Annotated in this window: 14 protein-coding genes and 1 pseudogene; 5 read left to right on the forward strand and 10 right to left on the reverse strand. The window is 68.3% G+C overall.

Annotated elements, in window-relative coordinates:
* Positions 1–30: 30 nt before the first annotated feature.
* A complete protein-coding gene (locus CRT23_RS10620) occupies positions 31–1344 on the reverse strand; it encodes a capsule biosynthesis protein (protein ID WP_103709658.1) in 1314 nt (437 codons plus the stop codon).
* Positions 1345–1612: 268 nt separating this feature from the next.
* Between CRT23_RS10620 and CRT23_RS10625 the strand changes: the two genes are divergently transcribed.
* From CRT23_RS10625 to CRT23_RS10635, 3 genes are all read left to right on the forward strand, one after another.
* On the forward strand, positions 1613–1990 hold the full coding sequence (locus CRT23_RS10625) for a (2Fe-2S) ferredoxin domain-containing protein (RefSeq protein ID WP_103709659.1): 378 nt from the start codon (positions 1613–1615) through the stop codon (positions 1988–1990).
* A 99-nt stretch (positions 1991–2089) separates the two neighbouring features.
* Entirely contained in the window at positions 2090–3196 is a 1107-nt protein-coding gene (locus CRT23_RS10630; protein WP_103709660.1) for a lysylphosphatidylglycerol synthase domain-containing protein, read from the forward strand.
* Positions 3197–3206: 10 nt separating this feature from the next.
* The gene (locus tag CRT23_RS10635) at positions 3207–4121 is read left to right on the forward strand and encodes an EamA family transporter (RefSeq protein ID WP_103709661.1); all 915 of its coding nucleotides are present in this window, start codon (positions 3207–3209) and stop codon (positions 4119–4121) included.
* A gap of 30 nt (positions 4122–4151) precedes the next feature.
* Here CRT23_RS10635 and CRT23_RS10640 read toward each other — a convergent pair whose 3' ends face one another.
* From CRT23_RS10640 to mltG, 4 genes and pseudogenes are all read right to left on the reverse strand, one after another.
* The gene (locus CRT23_RS10640; protein WP_103709662.1) at positions 4152–5549 is read right to left on the reverse strand and encodes a dihydrolipoyl dehydrogenase; all 1398 of its coding nucleotides are present in this window, start codon (positions 5547–5549) and stop codon (positions 4152–4154) included.
* Positions 5550–5649: 100 nt separating this feature from the next.
* Positions 5650–6312 carry a guanylate kinase gene (gene gmk / locus CRT23_RS10645; protein WP_055957988.1) on the reverse strand — a complete coding sequence of 221 codons (663 nt, stop codon included), beginning with the start codon at positions 6310–6312 and terminating at the stop codon, positions 5650–5652.
* 11 nt (positions 6313–6323) lie between these two features.
* A pseudogene (locus CRT23_RS10650) lies at positions 6324–7202 on the reverse strand (YicC/YloC family endoribonuclease).
* 35 nt (positions 7203–7237) lie between these two features.
* Positions 7238–8599 (reverse strand): endolytic transglycosylase MltG, encoded by a 1362-nt coding sequence (gene mltG / locus CRT23_RS10655; protein ID WP_103709663.1) that lies wholly within the window; start codon positions 8597–8599, stop codon positions 7238–7240.
* A 525-nt stretch (positions 8600–9124) separates the two neighbouring features.
* Here mltG and CRT23_RS10660 point away from each other — a divergent pair.
* Positions 9125–9865, forward strand: coding sequence for a DUF2971 domain-containing protein (locus CRT23_RS10660; RefSeq protein WP_181017314.1), 741 nt, complete (start codon positions 9125–9127; stop codon positions 9863–9865).
* A gap of 8 nt (positions 9866–9873) precedes the next feature.
* On the opposite strand, the gene fabF is transcribed toward CRT23_RS10660, so the two are convergent.
* From fabF to CRT23_RS10685, 5 genes are all read right to left on the reverse strand, one after another.
* On the reverse strand, positions 9874–11136 hold the full coding sequence (fabF, locus tag CRT23_RS10665) for a beta-ketoacyl-ACP synthase II (RefSeq protein WP_055957980.1): 1263 nt from the start codon (positions 11134–11136) through the stop codon (positions 9874–9876).
* Positions 11137–11223: 87 nt separating this feature from the next.
* Positions 11224–11460 (reverse strand): acyl carrier protein, encoded by a 237-nt coding sequence (locus CRT23_RS10670; RefSeq protein WP_018044468.1) that lies wholly within the window; start codon positions 11458–11460, stop codon positions 11224–11226.
* A gap of 427 nt (positions 11461–11887) precedes the next feature.
* Positions 11888–12628: a 3-oxoacyl-[acyl-carrier-protein] reductase gene (gene fabG / locus CRT23_RS10675; protein WP_055957977.1), complete on the reverse strand. Its 741-nt coding sequence runs from the start codon at positions 12626–12628 to the stop codon at positions 11888–11890.
* 30 nt (positions 12629–12658) lie between these two features.
* Positions 12659–13600, reverse strand: a complete 942-nt coding sequence (gene fabD, locus CRT23_RS10680; RefSeq protein ID WP_103709665.1) for an ACP S-malonyltransferase — start codon at positions 13598–13600, stop codon at positions 12659–12661.
* Positions 13601–13718: 118 nt separating this feature from the next.
* A complete protein-coding gene (locus tag CRT23_RS10685; protein ID WP_055957971.1) occupies positions 13719–14441 on the reverse strand; it encodes a carbonic anhydrase in 723 nt (240 codons plus the stop codon).
* 231 nt (positions 14442–14672) lie between these two features.
* On the opposite strand from CRT23_RS10685, the gene rpoZ reads away from it, so the two are divergent.
* Positions 14673–15083 (forward strand): DNA-directed RNA polymerase subunit omega, encoded by a 411-nt coding sequence (gene rpoZ / locus CRT23_RS10690; protein ID WP_055957968.1) that lies wholly within the window; start codon positions 14673–14675, stop codon positions 15081–15083.
* Positions 15084–15266 lie beyond the last annotated feature (183 nt).

The raw sequence follows: 15266 nt of genomic DNA on the forward strand, positions 1-15266 counted from the left end.
CTGGCGGGAACGACCGGGGCGTGAGGCGGATCAGAGGCGCTGGTCGTTGATGCCCGCGAGGATGAGGGCGAACGAGCTCCAGACCACCAGGCAGCCGAAGAAGACGACCATGATGCTGTAGCCGCGTTGTGGGAAGATCGAATCGTCGGGCAGGGCGGGCTCGACGAAGGTCGCCAGGTAGATCTGCTGCTTGTTGGCGGCGATGCGGGCCCGGTCGACCATCAGGTTCGCGGATTCGTTGAGCTTGGTGGCGATGACGCGCTCGACCTGCAGGCCCTCGTATTCGAGCAGGGCGCGGGTCATGTTGTTCGAGGCGTCGGAGCCCGACAGGCCGTCGCTGGTGAGCTGGTCGGTCAGCTTCTTGATCTGCTGATCGAGGGCCGCCACGGTCGAGGCCAGATTCTGGATGCTGCGGGACTGCTCGCCGAGATTCGAACCGCGCAGGACCGCGAGGTCGGACTCGGCCTTGAGCCGATCCTTCCGCAACGTCGTGATCGTCGTCAGGGTCGATTCGGCGGCCTTGGCCGGATCGATGATGCCCCAGCGGTTCCGGAAGACCTGAAGGGCAAGGTGCGCGTTGCGCAGGCGCTCCTGCGCCTTCGCCGCCTCGGCCTCGGCATGCTTGACCATGTCGGCCTGGGCCCGGCGGGAGATGTCGTTGATGAGCGCTTCGCTGCGCTCCACGATCCCGCGATTGATCGCCAGGGCATCCTCCGGCGTGAACGCGCGCACGCTCAGCGTGATGATGCCGGAGAGCACCTCGATCCGGGTGCCGACATGCTTGTTCCAGTACTTGACCAGTTCCTCCATGGACTGGTCGACCCGGTAGCGTGTCCAGAAATCCGCTTCCGGGCGGGAGAACATCTTCGAGACGTGAAGGCTCTCTTCCATCTTGGCGACGATCGCGCGGCTCTCGACGAAATCCCGGATGATGAAACTGTCTTGGCTGTTGTGCTTCATGATCAGGTCGGAGAACTGACCGCCCGAGCTTTCCTCCATCGGCTCGACGTTGCCGCGCACGGCGAACTGCGACACGGCCACGTACTGGTCGGCGGCGAAGACGTAGAAATAGATGCCCGCGAGGGCCGTCGGCAGCAGGACGAAGAAGCCGAATTGCCGAAGCAAGCTACGGACGAGATTCACCGGCTTGCTCGACGGTGGCCGCAGGCCCGGGAGCTGGCGCCAATCGAGCCGTTCCTGCGCCCGGCGCAGGAGGGCCGGGACGCGGCTCCGTGAAATCGGATCGACCGTCTCGGCGTTGCGACGCAGATCCGGCAGGGAACGCAGGGCGATATCGATCACCCCCCGCACGCGGTCGGTCTGCTTGACCTCGTCGGTACTCATGACTTCATGTTCCCGAGGCTCGGCGCGTTCAAGGTCGACTGCGGACTCACCATCACGGGCAGCAAGTCTGCACGAGCCAGATGACGATGCATATGGTCACGCCTGTGGAGCCCTCTCGCCGTCCTCGTGTTGAGCCCGACGAATCCGTTGTTTTTCGGCCCTTTTTAAGGCGTGCCGCCCTGGTGGCGGGAGCCTGGGCGCCGGGGTCCGCACGGGACACCGGTCACGGCATGGATGACAAGGCAGGGCATGGATGACAAGGCAAGGGATGGATGACAAGGACAAGGACGCCGCACGCCCGGCGCGGATCCGCATGGCGCGGGCGGGGTTCACGGAATTGGTGCTCGTCTGCAGCAAGTGCGTCAAGCGCCAGGGTCTGAAGAAGGGCTCGGTGCGGCGGCGCCTCAAGGGTGAACTCAAGCGGCGCGTCACGGCGCGCAAGCTTCGCGTGGTCGAAGTCGGGTGCCTCGGCCCGTGTCCCAAGCGCGCTCTCGCGGTGGTCACCGCGGACAGCCTCGCCAAGCAGCGCATCCACCTGCTTGACCCGCAGGCCACGCCGGCCCAATCCGTGGACGCGCTGTTCCCCGATTTCGGCCCCAAAGGCCGCCTAACCCTGCCGGACGCAGCGGACGCGTCGCGCGGCTGAGCCGGGGCCGCGCGTCGGAACGGGACGTCGGGATCGCTGTCCCGGCAGGACGGATGCGGGAGCGGGGCGCCTTGAGACGGACGATTCGGAACGGGTCCGATGCCTGACGATCCGCGCTTCGCGACGACCCGGATCGCCGAACGCCCCGCTTCTGCGCCATCCTGGCCGGCGCGTCTCGGGCGCCGCGTCCTGCGACGCCTTCCCCTGGTCGGAACCCTCCTCGGCCTGGGCCTCGGCGTCTGGCTCATCGCCACCAACGATCTCGCAGCCGTCGCCGACGCCTTCGGCCGGGTCGGTCCCGGAGGCCTCGCGGCCATCGTGCTGGTGCGGGTGTCGGTGATCCTGTTGTGCGGCCTCGCCTGGGGCTGCGTCGTCCAGGGGCTCGCGGGACTGGGACAGGCCCGGACCGGAGCCTTCGTGCTGCTGCGCCTCGTCCGCGAGGGCATCAACGTGCTGCTGCCGGTGGCCTCCGTCGGGGGCGACGTCGTAGGCGGACGCCTGCTGACCTTCTGGGGGACCACCGGGACCCTGGCGGCGGCCTCGATCCTGGTCGACATGCTGTTCCAGGCCGGGACCCAGGCGGTCTTCGCCCTGGCGGGGGTGGGCCTTCTGCTTCAGGTCGGCGGCGAGGCCGCGCAGGCCTTGGCCACCTGGGTCCTGCGCGCCCTCGCGGTCACCGCCCTGCTGCTGGCGGCGTTCCTGGCGGTCCAGCGCAGCGCCGCGGCGCGGGCAGCCGGGGGCAAGGTGGTCAAGGCCCTGCGCCGCGTCTTTCGTGGCGAACCCGTCGATCCGTCGCCGCCCGGCGGCAGCGTCTACGACGCGCTCGATGCCGTCTGGGCGCCGGGCCGGCGCGGGACGCTCGCGGCGTCCGTCCTGCTGCACCTCGCCGCCTGGGGGCTCGGAGCCCTGGAGATCTGGATCGCCCTCACCTGCATCGGCGTCGATTCGGTGAGCTTCACCGAAGTCGTGGTGATCGAGGCCCTGAGCCAGGCCATCAAGTCGGCGGCCTTCCCGGTGCCGAGCGGTCTCGGCGTTCAGGAGGGCGGCTTCGTCTTGCTCGGCAGCCTCTTCGGCATCGATGCGGGAACCGCCCTCGCCCTGTCGCTGATCAAGCGCGTGCCCGACATCGTCCTCGGTCTTCCCGCCCTGCTGCTCTGGCAGGCGCTGGAAGCCCGGCGGGCGATGATCCTGCCGCCGGCGGCCTGACGAACGCACCATGGCGCCCGCACCGCAAGGATCTTCGAGGCCCGCTGGCCTCGCCGCCACGCTGCTTCCCGTCGCCGCCCTGCTGGGCAGCATCGTCTCGCTCAGCGTCGGCACCTCCTACGCCAAGCAGCTGTTCCCGATCCTGGGTGCGGAGGGCACGACCGCCCTGCGGGTCGGCCTCTCGGCGCTGATGCTCGTGGCGATCTGGCGGCCCTGGCGCCTGCGTCCCAGCCGCGCCGACCGCAGCGCCCTGCTGCGCTACGGGGTCGTGCTGGGCGCGATGAACCTGCTGTTCTACCTCTCCCTGCGCACGATCCCGCTCGGCCTCGCCATCGCGATCGAATTCTCCGGGCCGCTGGCCCTCGCCCTCGCGGTCTCGCGCCGGGGAATCGATTTCGCCTGGATCGGCTGCGCCATCCTCGGCCTGTCGCTGCTGCTGCCCGTCGGCGACCTCTCCACCGGCCTCGATCCCGTCGGTGTCGCCTGCGCCCTCGGCGCGGCCCTGTGCTGGGCGCTCTACATCGTCTTCGGCCAGCGCGTCGGCCATCTCCACGGCGGACGGGCGGTGGCCCTCGGCATGTCGGTGGCGGCCCTGGTCGTGCTGCCGTTCGGCATCGCGAAGGCGGGGACCCTGCTGCTGCAGCCGGCGATGCTCGGGTTCGGCCTCGCGGTGGCGGCCCTGTCGAGCGCCCTGCCCTACACGCTGGAGATGGTCGCCCTGAAGCGGTTGTCGAAGCAGAGCTTCGGCGTCCTGCTCAGCCTCGAGCCGGCCGTGGGCTCCCTCGCCGGCCTCGCGATCCTCGGCGAGCAGCTCACCCCCACGGAGTGGCTGGCCATCGCCTGCATCGTGGTGGCCTCGGTGGGCAACACGGTGACGAGCCATCGCGGCCGGGTGGCCGCCGCGGCCGCGATGACGCCGGTCTGACGGACACAGGCCGTCGCGCGCAGGCCCGGCTCATGGGTCCAACGCCGCGACGATCGCCTCCAGGGCGGTCTTCAGCCCCTCCTCCACCGTCGGGTGGTAGAACGGCCGGTCGAGGAGTGCGCCGGCGGTCAGCCCGTCCTCGATGGCGAGGGCGAGGAACTGCGCGAGGTGCTCGCAGGCCGGTCCGAACATCTCGGCCCCCGTGAGGGTGCCGCTGCGATCGGCGTGCAGGCGCAGGCCGCCGGCATTCTCCGCCATGATCCGCGCCCGGCCCTGGTCGCAGAAATCGACGGTGCCGACGACGCGGGACGCGTCCGCGGGATCGTGCGGCGCCCCGACGCTCGCCGCCTGCGGCTCGGTGAAGACCATGGCGAGGTTGGTCCAGCGCCGGGGCGCTTCGACTGCCGCGCGGCCGAAGGCGATCAGGCGGACGGCGTTGGCGCCGGCGATCCGGCCCTGGCGTGCGGCCTCGTGCAGCACCGGGCGGTCGGCATTGGCGTCCCCCGCGATGAAGACCGGGCCGTCGTGGCAGAGCAGGCTGCGGGCGTCGAACGCCGGCAGGCCGTGTTCGTCGAGGGCGAGGCCGGCGGCCTCCAGGCCGAGATGCCGGACATTGGGCGGACGCCCGGCCGCCGCGAGGACCCGCGCGAAGGTGCCGGTCGCGGGCGTCCCGCTCGCGTCGGTCCAGGTCAGGCGCACGCCCTCCCCGTCGCGCTCGCCCTCGGTGACTCGGCTGCCCAGGTGGAGGGTCATCTCGGCCCCGAAGAGCCGGCGGGCGGTCTCGGCGAGGCCGTCGTCGCGCAGGGAGGCGAGGTGCGTGCCGGGGTCGAACAGGGTGACGGCCACGCCGAGGCGGGCCATGGCCTGGGCCAGTTCGAGGCCGACGGCGCCGCCGCCGAGCACCGCCAGGGACGCCGGCAGGTCGGTGATCTCGAACACCGTGTCGCTGGTGAGCAGCCGGTCGCCGAGATCGCGCAGGGGCTCGGGAATGGCCGGGCTCGAGCCGGTGGCGACGATCGCGGCGCGGACGCGCAGGGTGGTGTGATCGTCGACCGCCAGGGTGTCGGGGCCGGTGAAGCGGGCGCGGCCGGCGATGCGGGCCTCGGCGGGCAACGCGTCGACGCCCGCGCGGACGCCGGCCACGAAGCGGTCGCGCTCGCGCCGGACGCGGTCCATCACCCGCCGGCCGTCGACCCGCACCGGGCCGGCGTCGATGCCGAAGACCCCGGCGTGACGCGCCGCGTGGGCGGCGTTGGCGGCGGTGATCAGCAGCTTGGAGGGCATGCAGCCGACGCGGGCGCAGGTGGTGCCGCCGGGCCCGGCCTCGATCAGGACGGCATCGACGCCGCCGTTGCGGGCGGCGTGGACGGCGGCGAGGCCGGCGGTGCCGGCGCCGATCACGGCGATGTCACAGGACCTCTCGCGCATCGCGACGGCTCTCGGGTTCGCGCCTCTCGACCCCGACCACCGGAATCGCGGGCCAACCCCCGTCGTGCGACGAACGTTCCTGTCTGCGGCAACCCGCGCGTCAGTCGGGCTCGGCCAGCAGGCCCTCGACGAAGGTGGTCAGGCCGGTGCGGCGGGCGCGCTTCAGCCGCTCGGCGATGAGGATGCCCTCCAGGGAGCGGAAGGCGTCGTCGAGGTCGTCGTTGACGATGACGTAGTCGTACTCGCTCCAGCGCTGGATCTCCAGCCGGGCGTTGGCGAGGCGCTTCTCGATGGTATCGGGGGAATCCTCGGCCCGGCGCTCCAGGCGGTGGCGGAGCTCGGCCAGCGACGGCGGCAGGATGAACACCGTGACCACGTCGTCGGCGAGCTTGGCCCGCACCTGTCGGGTGCCCTGGTAGTCGATGTCGAAGATCATGTCCCGGCCGGCGCCCAGCACCTTCTCCACCGGGCGCCGCGGGGTGCCGTAGAAATTGCCGTGGACCTCGGCCCATTCGAGCAGGTTGTCGGCGCTGCGCAGGGCGTCGAAGGCCTCGCGGTCGATGAACTGGTAGTGCTTGCCGTCGATCTCGGACGGGCGGCGCTGCCGGGTCGTCACCGAGATCGAGAGGTCGAGGCCCCATTTCGGGTCGGCGGCCACGGCCCGGGTCAGGGTCGTCTTTCCCGCGCCGGAGGGCGAGGACAGGATGAGGATGAACCCGCGCCGCGCGATCACCCCGGCCTCCATCGTCAAAGCGTCCCGCATCGCTGAAAAACCTACTCGACGTTCTGAACCTGCTCCCGGAATTGCTCCACCACGGCCTTCAAGTCGAGTCCGATCCGCGACAGCGCGATGTCATTCGCCTTGGCACACAGGGTATTGGCCTCGCGCCCGAGTTCCTAGGCCAGGAAGTCGAGCTTGCGCCCGATGGCGCCGCCGGCGGCCAGGAGCTCGGCCGCGCTGGCGAAGTGGGCCTGGAGCCGGTCGAGCTCCTCGCGCACGTCGGCCTTGGCAGCCAGCAGCACCGCCTCCTGGTGCAGGCGGTCGGGGTCGAGGTGTCCGGCCTCCAGCAGCGTCGCGACGGCGGCGGCGAGGCGCGCCTTCACCGCCTCGGGCTTGCGGGCCGGGCAGGCCTCGGCGGCGGCGGTGAGCCGGGCCATCTCGGCGAGCTGGGCCTCGATGACCCCGCGCAGGGCCCGGCCCTCGGCGCGGCGCGCCGCCACGAGGTCGGCGACGAGGCGGACCACGCCCGCGGCGAGGTCGTGCGCCAGGGCCTCCGCATCGGCCCCCGGCTCCTCGTCGGATTCGATGACGCCGCGGATGCCCAGGAGCCCGTCGAGGGTGGCGGGCGCCAGCCCCTCGGGCCGGGGCACCCGCGCGATGGCGGCGGCGAGCTGGCCGAGCAGCGCCTCGTTGATCCGGACGCGGGGCGCCGCCTCCGGCCGGGTGAGGCTGAGGGAGAGCTGGCACTGGCCCCGCGCCAGGCTCTTCTGCAGGGCGCTGCGGGCGACCTCCCCGACGGCGTCGTAGCCGTTCGGCACCCGCAGGCGCACGTCGAGCCCGCGCCCGTTCACGCTGCGGACCTCCCAGGCCCACTGGACCGGCCCGGTGGTGCCGGCGGCGCGGGCAAAGCCCGTCATGCTGGAGAGGATCATGGCTGACTTCGCGTTCGGTTCGACGCCTCCCTCCCCTACGGCTGCTTCAGCACCGGCACGGTCTTGGGCGAGTTCAGGTCGAAGGTCTTGTTGCGCAGGGGGTCGAGGCGGGTGCCCTCCGAGGCGTCGAAGGCCTTCACCCGGCCGCCGGGGCCGTCGGGGCTGGCGGCCATGTTGGTGCCGTCGGGGGCGTAGGCCGAGGCGGTGCCGGGGACGGCGGAGGCGCCCGGCGGGTCGGCCTTGTCGACCACCGCGTCCGGCGTCGGGGTCTGGCGGGCGCGCTCGACCTGGCGCCAGCGGGCGACGTTGCGGGAATGGCCCTCGAGGGTCTCGGCGAAGGCGTGGCCGCCGGTGCCGTCGGCCACGAAGAACAGGTCCTTGGTGCGCGAGGGGTTGGCCACCGCCTCCAGGGCGGCGCGGCCCGGATTGGCGATGGGACCCGGGGGCAGGCCCTCGATCACGTAGGTGTTGTAGGGCGTCGCGCGCTCGATCTCGGCGCGCTGGATGCCGCGCCCGAGGGTGCCGCGCCCGCCCACGAGCCCGTACACGATGGTCGGGTCCGATTGCAGCTTCATGCGCTTGTTGAGGCGGTTGACGAACACCCCGGCGACCCGGGGCCGCTCGTCGGCCCGGCCGGTCTCCTTCTCGACGATGGAGGCCAGGGTCACCATCTCGGCCGGTGTCTTCACCGGGATCTCGGCCGAGCGCCGCAGCCAGATCTGGTTCAGGACCTCGCGCTGCTTGGCGCGCATCAGGTTGACGATCTGCTGGCGCGTGGCGCCGCGCTCGAACTTGTAGGTGTCGGGCAGGAGCGAGCCCTCGGGCGGGATCTCGTTGATGTCGCCGGTGAGCACGTCGTTGTCGTTGAGGCGCATCACGATCTGCTCGGAGGTCAAGCCTTCCGGGAAGGTGATGGCGTGCTGCACCTGCCGGCCGGAGGCCAGGGTGTCGATGGCCTCGCCGATGCTGGCATGGGCCTTGAAGGTGTACTCGCCGGCCTTCAGGGCCTTGCCCGAGAAGCGGGCGGCCCACTCGAACAGGGCGGTGTGGGTGATGACGCCCTCGCGGCTCAGCGCCTCGGCGATCTCGGTGGTGCCGCTGCGGGGCGGAATGACCACGACCTTGTCGGCGGGCAGCGGACCCGGCTCCTTGGTCTGGCGCTCGAACAGGGTCACGCCGATCATCACGGCGATGGCCAGAACGACCGAGGCGGTGAGCAGGCCGGAGATGCGGGCCAGCAGGCCGCCGCGCTCACGGACCGGACGGTCGGGCGGCGGCGGCGCGGCCGTGGGCTTGATCGCCTCGCTCGGGCTGCGCGGCGAGAGACGGTTGGGCAGGGCCGGCTCGTGGGAGGGCACCGGCGTCTGCGCCGGATCTGGGCGTTTGCGGAAGAACATGGACATCCTGTTCGGGCCTCAGGTCCCCGCCCCGGCCGCCGCCGGATTTTTTAGGGGAGTCCGTACGCCCGAGTCGAGGGGGGGCGCACGAGACGGGCAGTTTGGCGCGCGAACTTGGTGGGTTTTGTGGCGAAGGCGCGAATGTGTTGAAGCGGCTGCAAGCTCAACCGCAAGACTCGGAGCGCTTCAAATCTAATCTTTCCAGATCACTAAATACATCTACAAATCTCTTGAAATCAGTTAATAAGAATAATAACAAATATTCATTCTACTACGACATGTAATGTAATCTGATATTCATTCATAGTTAGCATTGCTTGAAATTTCAAGGTTTTTGACAGAAAGCGTACGAGCAACTATAAATTGAAATTGTGCAAATTCAGAAGTCAACACAAGCTAGGAGCTGTGATGGAGCCAAGATTTATTGATCGAAAGAATGTCGAGATTTTGTATCAGTACTGCTCTCCCGAAACATTCATAAATATAATTCAAAATAAAACGCTACGTTTTAGCGATATATTCGCAATGAACGATTTTACGGAAACGCATTGGGGCGAAAAGATACTGAATGACGCAGTTGATCGTTTGGGCGACAAAATTCCTGACGAGTTGGCTTCTTATTTAAGACAGGTTTTTCCTGAGCTTAGAGAAAATCTTTTGCCTACCGTCTGCTGTTTTTCGCGAGATGGTGATGTCCTTAGTCAGTGGAGGGCGTACGGCCATGATGGTAGCGGTTACGCGATTGGATTTGCGATTGATGAAATGCATTCAGTTCCTGCAAGACCTCTCGAAATCTTGTATGAAACAGATGACCAAATTCGAGAAGCCGAAGAATATGTGAAGCACTTGGCAGCTCCTCCAGACTTATCAATATTTAGCTTTGACGAGGACTGCAAAAAGAAAATTCGAACTTTTGCTTCCGACCTATGTGCATTTAAGAATCCAGGCTTTCGCGAGGAACTGGAAATTCGGTTAGTGCACATGCTTTTGGTAGATCGGACGCAAAATCAGAGAAAATTACGTAGCGTCGGAGGATACTCAAAAGATAAAGAAATCGAGGGTTCTGAAATTAAATTTAGAAATAGTAATTCAACCCCTGTTGCTTTCGTAGATTTGAAATTTGACTTAGACCCTACAGAAAAACCAATAAAAAAATTATACTTAGGTCCGAGAAATAAAAGCTCTATAAGCAGTATTCAGAATTTTCTAGGTACAAATGGGGTGCATAATGTCGAAATAAGAAAGTCGGAAACTTCATATGGGTAAGCTATTCGCTAATCCACCCGCCGCATCACCAGACTCGCATTTGTCCCACCGAATCCGAACGAATTCGACAGCACCGTATCCACCCGCTTGCGCTTGGCCTCGTGCGGCACGAGGTCGATCGCGGTCTCGACGGAGGGGTTGTCGAGGTTGAGGGTCGGCGGGAGGACGCCGTCGCGGATGGCGAGGATCGAGAAGATCGCTTCTACGGAGCCGGCGGCGCCGAGCAAGTGGCCGATGGAGGACTTGGTGGAGGACATCGAGGCCTTGGCGGCGTGGTCGCCGAGCAGGCGCTCCACGGCCTTCAGCTCCAGCTCGTCGCCCATGGGCGTCGAGGTGCCGTGGGCGTTGATGTAGTCGAGGTCGCTGGCCTGGATGCCGGCGCGCTTCACGGCGGCGCTCATGCAGCGGAAGGCGCCGTCGCCGTCCGGGGCCGGCGAGGTGATGTGGTAGGCGTCGCCGGTGAGGCCGTAGCCGATCACCTCGGCGTAGATCTTGGCGCCGCGGGCCTTGGCGTGCTCGTACTCCTCGAGCACGACGACGCCGGCGCCCTCGCCCATGACGAAACCGTCGCGGTCGCGGTCGTAGGGGCGCGAGGCCTTGGTCGGATCGTCGTTGAAGCCGGTGGAGAGGGCGCGGCAGGCGGCGAAGCCCGCGAGCGCAAGGCGGTTCACCGGCGATTCGGCGCCGCCCGCCACCATGACGTCGGCATCGCCGAACTGGATCAGCCGGGCCGCGTCGCCGATGGCATGGGCGCCGGTGGAGCAGGCCGTCACCACCGCGTGGTTCGGGCCCTTGAGGCCGTGCGCGATCGAGATCTGGCCGGAGGCCAGGTTGATGATGCGGCCGGGAATGAAGAAGGGGGAGATCCGGCGCGGACCCTTGTCGTGCAGGGTCACCGAGGCGTCGTAGATGCCGCCGATGCCGCCGATGCCCGAGCCGACCATGACGCCCGTGGCGCACTGGTCCTCGTAGGAGGTCGGATGCCAGTCGGCGTCGTTCAGGGCCTCGCCGGCGGCCGCCATCGCGTAGACGATGAACGGGTCGACCTTGCGCTGCTCCTTCACCTCCATGAAGGTGTCGGGATTGAAGCTGCCGTCGCTGCCGTCGCCGAAGGGCACGGAACACGCGATGCGGCAGGCGAGGTCGTCGACGGGAAACGCCGTCACGACCTTGGCTGCCGATTCGCCGGCGATCAACCGGCTCCAGGTGGCTTCGACCCCGCTGGCCAGCGGCGTCACCATCCCCAAGCCCGTCACCACTACCCGACGCATCGCGCTATCCCGAACCGGTCCTGTCATCACAACGAATGGCGCGCGGGGTCCGTTTCACCGGACCCCGCTGACGCACGACCCGTGGCCTTAAGCGGAGTTCTTCTCGAGGAACTTCACCGCGTCGCCGACCGTCTGGATGGTCTCGGCGGCATCGTCGGGGATCTCGACGTTGAACTCTTCCTCGAACGCCATCACGAGCTCGACGGTGTCGAGGCTGTCGGCGCCGAGATCATCGATGAAGTTCGCGCCCTCGACCACCTTCTCCGGCTCAACGCCGAGGTGCTCGACAACGATCTTCTTCACGCGCTCAGCGATATCGCTCATCGGTCTTGGTCCTTAGCTCTTCAAGGTCGTGATGGTGCAAGGATCTTGTTGGTGAAGAGTCTTGCTGGTGGAAGGTCGGTGAAGGTGCCGTGGCCGCCGTCCCGTCCTCGGGACTGACTGTTCAGATTGAGCGGCCGGTGTGTTCGATCGCGCGTTTCGGGCAAGTCACCGCACTTGTCCAGTCCGTGACCCACGTTTTTCAAACATCCGCAACACGCTGAATCGGCACCCCCCTCGCACGGCAGCCGGGGTGTTAACACAGGGTTCCGACGCTGGCGAGAGGCTGTTCACAACCCGTTCATCGGTGTGGCCTTTTCGAGCCAATCGCCTGTTTTTTGGTCGGTGCGCCGCAGCGATGTTCGACGGTCTCGACCCTTCCCCGCCCCGGAATACATGGGAATGCATCCGGGGGGCGCAGGCACGACCGTCAATACATCGCCATGCCGCCGTTCACGTGCAGGGTCTGGCCGGTGACGTAGGCGGCCTCGTCGGAGGCGAGGTAGATCGTGGCGGCGGCGATGTCGGTGCCGGTGCCGAGCCGCCCCATGGGGACGCGGCCGAGAATGCCCTCGCGCTGCTTGTCGTTCAGGGCATCGGTCATCGGCGAGGTGATGAAGCCGGGGGCGATGCAGTTGACCGTGAGGTTGCGGGTGGCAACCTCGGCGGCCAGGGCCTTGGTCATGCCCACGAGGCCAGCCTTGGCGGCGGCGTAGTTGACCTGCCCCGGATTGCCGGTGGCGCCCACCACCGAGCCGATGTTCACGATGCGGCCGTGGCGGCGCTTCATCATGCCCTTCACGGCGGCCCGCGAGAGCCGGAACGCCGCCGACAGGTTGACGGCGATCACCGCGTCCCACTCGTCGTCCTTCATCCGCAGCACGAGGTTGTCGCGGGTGATGCCGGCATTGTTCACCAGGATGTCGAGGCCGCCCAGGGCCGCTTCCGCTGCCGGCACCAGGCCTTCCACCGAGGCCTTGTCGGAGAGGTCGCCCGGCACGAGGTGGACGCGCTCGCCGCCCAGCTCCGCCGCGAAGGCCTCCAGGGCCGCCTGGCGGGTGCCCGAGATGGCGAGGGTCGCGCCCTGCGCGTGCAGGCCCCGGGCGATGGCGCCGCCGAGGCCGCCGGTGGCGCCGGTGACGAGGGCCTTGCGGCCGGTCAGGTCGAACATGGACTGTCCTGTGATTCGGGCGCCTGCGGTTCAGGCGAAGGCAGGGAACGCGGCGATGTCGTCGGGGGTGCCGACCGCGCTCGCCGACGCGCCGGCGGCAATCCGCTTGACGAGTCCGGTGAGCACCTTGCCGGTGCCGATCTCGGTGAACTGGTCGACCCCGTCGGCCGCCATGGCGGCGACGCATTCGCGCCAGCGCACGGTTCCGGTGACCTGGGCGACCAGCGCCTCGCGAATCCGGGCCGGATCGGTCAGGGGCGCGGCCAGCACGTTGGCGTAGACCGGGACCACGGGGCTGTGCATCGCGACCTCGACAAGTGCTCTCTGCATACGAGCGGCGGCCGGAGCCATCAGCGAGCAGTGGAACGGGGCCGAGACGTTGAGCAGGATCGCGCGCTTGATGCCGCGCGCCTGGGCCAGGGCCACCGCCCGCTCGACCGCGGGCTTGTCGCCGGAGAGCACCACCTGGCCGCCGCCATTGTCGTTGGCGACCTCGCAGACCGCGCCCTCGGCGGCGTCCGCGGCGATCGCCTGCGCGGTCTCGGCCTCGGCCCCGATCAGGGCCGCCATGGCCCCGGCCCCGGGGGCCACCGCGTCCTGCATGGCGGTGCCGCGGATCCGCAGCAGCCGGGCGGCATCCGCGATGGAGAAGGTGCCGGCGGCGGCCAGCGCCGTGTACTCGCCCAGCGAATGGCCGGCGACGCAGGCGATGTCCCGCTTCAGGTCGAGGCCGCGCTCGGCCTCCAGCACGCGCAGGGTCGCGAGGCTCGCGGCCATCAGGGCCGGCTGGGCGTTGGCCGTGAGCGTCAGCTCCTCCATCGGCCCCTCGAACATCAGGCGCGAGAGCGGCTGGCCCAGGGCCTCATCGACCTCGGCGAACACGTCGCGGGCCTGGTGGAAGTGCTCGGCCAGCGCCCGTCCCATGCCGACGGCCTGACTGCCCTGCCCGGGGAAGATGCAAGCGCGCGCCATGTCGAAGTCCTCGTCTCGCCGGGTCGCCCCGAGAGGCTCGGCCCGGGACAGGAAGGGCGGCGCAGTCGCACCGCCCGCCCCCTGTGTCAACATGGCACCGCAGCGAGGCCCGGCGCTTTTACCCCTCGTTGAAGAAGTCGACCGTGCCCGAATCGAGGCTGTAGGACGCCCCGACGATCCGCAGCTTGCCGACCTTCAGCGGGTCGAGGAGCGACGGCTCGGAAGCGCTGCGCAGGCGCTCCACCACCCGGTTGACGTTGGCGCGGACGCAGTTCTCGGTGAAGTCGCCCGGCTTGTCGCGCTGCGACAGCACCGCGGGGACGATCGGCTCGATCATTCGGCCGATCGAGCCCGGAAACACGGTGTTGTTCTTGACCACATCGATCGCCGCTTCCACCGCACCGCAGCGGCTGTGACCCATCACCAGCACCAGAGGCACGCCGAGCTGTGAGACGCCGTACTCGATCGACCCCAGGGCGGCGGTGTCGACGCAGTTGCCGGCGTTGCGCACGATGAAGAGCTCGCCGAGGCCGCGCCCGAACAGGATCTCCGGCGACACGCGCGAATCGGAGCAGCTCACCAGCACCACGAAAGGAGTCTGTCCCAGCGCGATCTCGATGCGGCGCTCGCGACCCTGGACGGCGCGCACGGGACTGTCGGTCTGGTAGAGGCGGTTGCCCTCCTTCAGGGCCTCCAGCGCCTGGTCGGCAGTCAAGGTCGTCTTCTTCGTCGAGGGCGCTGCCGCGAAGGCGAGGCTCGGCAGCGCGGTGGCCGCGAAACACCCGGCCCCGAGACGGCATCCACAGCCGAGCAGGCTGCGACGACTGAGTGGCGTGGTCATGGTCGGACGATCCCCCTGGCCCGGCCGAGGAACCGCCGCGCTTGGATCTTCTAGACCGTGCCGCCGCCCCGCGTCGCTGAGGCGTTATGCGGGACCTCGACAGGGGATTGCCGGAGGATCGTCGAACGTGCGCAACGGGATAGACCCGCCGCAGCGCTTGTTGCCCGGCACCAAGGGGTGTATGAGGCGGGCTCAGCCCAGAAATTCCGTCCGAGGAAGGAGCCGTCCGCCATGGCTCGCGTCACCGTTGAAGACTGCATCGACAAGGTCGAGAACCGCTTCGAGCTGGTTCTGCTGGCCAGCCACCGCGCGCGCCTGCTTGCCGCCGGCGCGCCGCTGACGATCGATCGCGACCGCGACAAGAACCCCGTCTGCGCCCTGCGCGAGATCGGCGACGAGACGATCACCGCGGACGACCTGAAGGAACAGCTCATCCACTCGATGCAGAAGTACGTCGAGGTCGACGAGCCGGAGGCCGAGACCGTGCCGCTGCTGTCGAGCTCGCCGGCCGCTGCCGCAGTGGCGCCGCCCTCGTCCAGCGACGACGGCGCGGTTCAGTTCGATCGCATGAGCGAGGAAGACCTGCTGCGCGGCCTCGAGAACCTGGCGCCGCCCACCGAGACGGATGACGAGGCCGAGTAAGCCTCTCCCGCTCGACGTGAACTGATGAAGAACCCGGCCGCCGCGCCGGGTTTTTTCGTCTTGGAAGCCCGGATTTGCCGCTGATGCGACGCCGTGGGGCTGGCGTGCCCGCGTGCGATGCGGGACACATCAGGGGAGCGGTCCCGGTGCCGGGGTTGTCGAGCGTGAAAGGGTCTTCCGGCG

It is taken from the genome of Methylobacterium sp. V23, from assembly GCF_002917135.1.
Lineage (GTDB): Bacteria > Pseudomonadota > Alphaproteobacteria > Rhizobiales > Beijerinckiaceae > Methylobacterium.

What these genes read in the sequence shown, in the direction of transcription:
- CRT23_RS10620 (WP_103709658.1), bottom strand. Translation starts at nt 1,344, where the DNA reads ATGAGTACCGACGAGGTCAAGCAGACCGACCGCGTGCGGGGGGTGATC.
- CRT23_RS10625 (WP_103709659.1), top strand. Translation starts at nt 1,613, where the DNA reads ATGGATGACAAGGACAAGGACGCCGCACGCCCGGCGCGGATCCGCATG.
- CRT23_RS10630 (WP_103709660.1), top strand. Translation starts at nt 2,090, where the DNA reads ATGCCTGACGATCCGCGCTTCGCGACGACCCGGATCGCCGAACGCCCC.
- CRT23_RS10635 (WP_103709661.1), top strand. Translation starts at nt 3,207, where the DNA reads ATGGCGCCCGCACCGCAAGGATCTTCGAGGCCCGCTGGCCTCGCCGCC.
- CRT23_RS10640 (WP_103709662.1), bottom strand. Translation starts at nt 5,549, where the DNA reads ATGCGCGAGAGGTCCTGTGACATCGCCGTGATCGGCGCCGGCACCGCC.
- gmk (WP_055957988.1), bottom strand. Translation starts at nt 6,312, where the DNA reads ATGCGGGACGCTTTGACGATGGAGGCCGGGGTGATCGCGCGGCGCGGG.
- mltG (WP_103709663.1), bottom strand. Translation starts at nt 8,599, where the DNA reads ATGTTCTTCCGCAAACGCCCAGATCCGGCGCAGACGCCGGTGCCCTCC.
- CRT23_RS10660 (WP_181017314.1), top strand. Translation starts at nt 9,125, where the DNA reads ATGAACGATTTTACGGAAACGCATTGGGGCGAAAAGATACTGAATGAC.
- fabF (WP_055957980.1), bottom strand. Translation starts at nt 11,136, where the DNA reads ATGCGTCGGGTAGTGGTGACGGGCTTGGGGATGGTGACGCCGCTGGCC.
- CRT23_RS10670 (WP_018044468.1), bottom strand. Translation starts at nt 11,460, where the DNA reads ATGAGCGATATCGCTGAGCGCGTGAAGAAGATCGTTGTCGAGCACCTC.
- fabG (WP_055957977.1), bottom strand. Translation starts at nt 12,628, where the DNA reads ATGTTCGACCTGACCGGCCGCAAGGCCCTCGTCACCGGCGCCACCGGC.
- fabD (WP_103709665.1), bottom strand. Translation starts at nt 13,600, where the DNA reads ATGGCGCGCGCTTGCATCTTCCCCGGGCAGGGCAGTCAGGCCGTCGGC.
- CRT23_RS10685 (WP_055957971.1), bottom strand. Translation starts at nt 14,441, where the DNA reads ATGACCACGCCACTCAGTCGTCGCAGCCTGCTCGGCTGTGGATGCCGT.
- rpoZ (WP_055957968.1), top strand. Translation starts at nt 14,673, where the DNA reads ATGGCTCGCGTCACCGTTGAAGACTGCATCGACAAGGTCGAGAACCGC.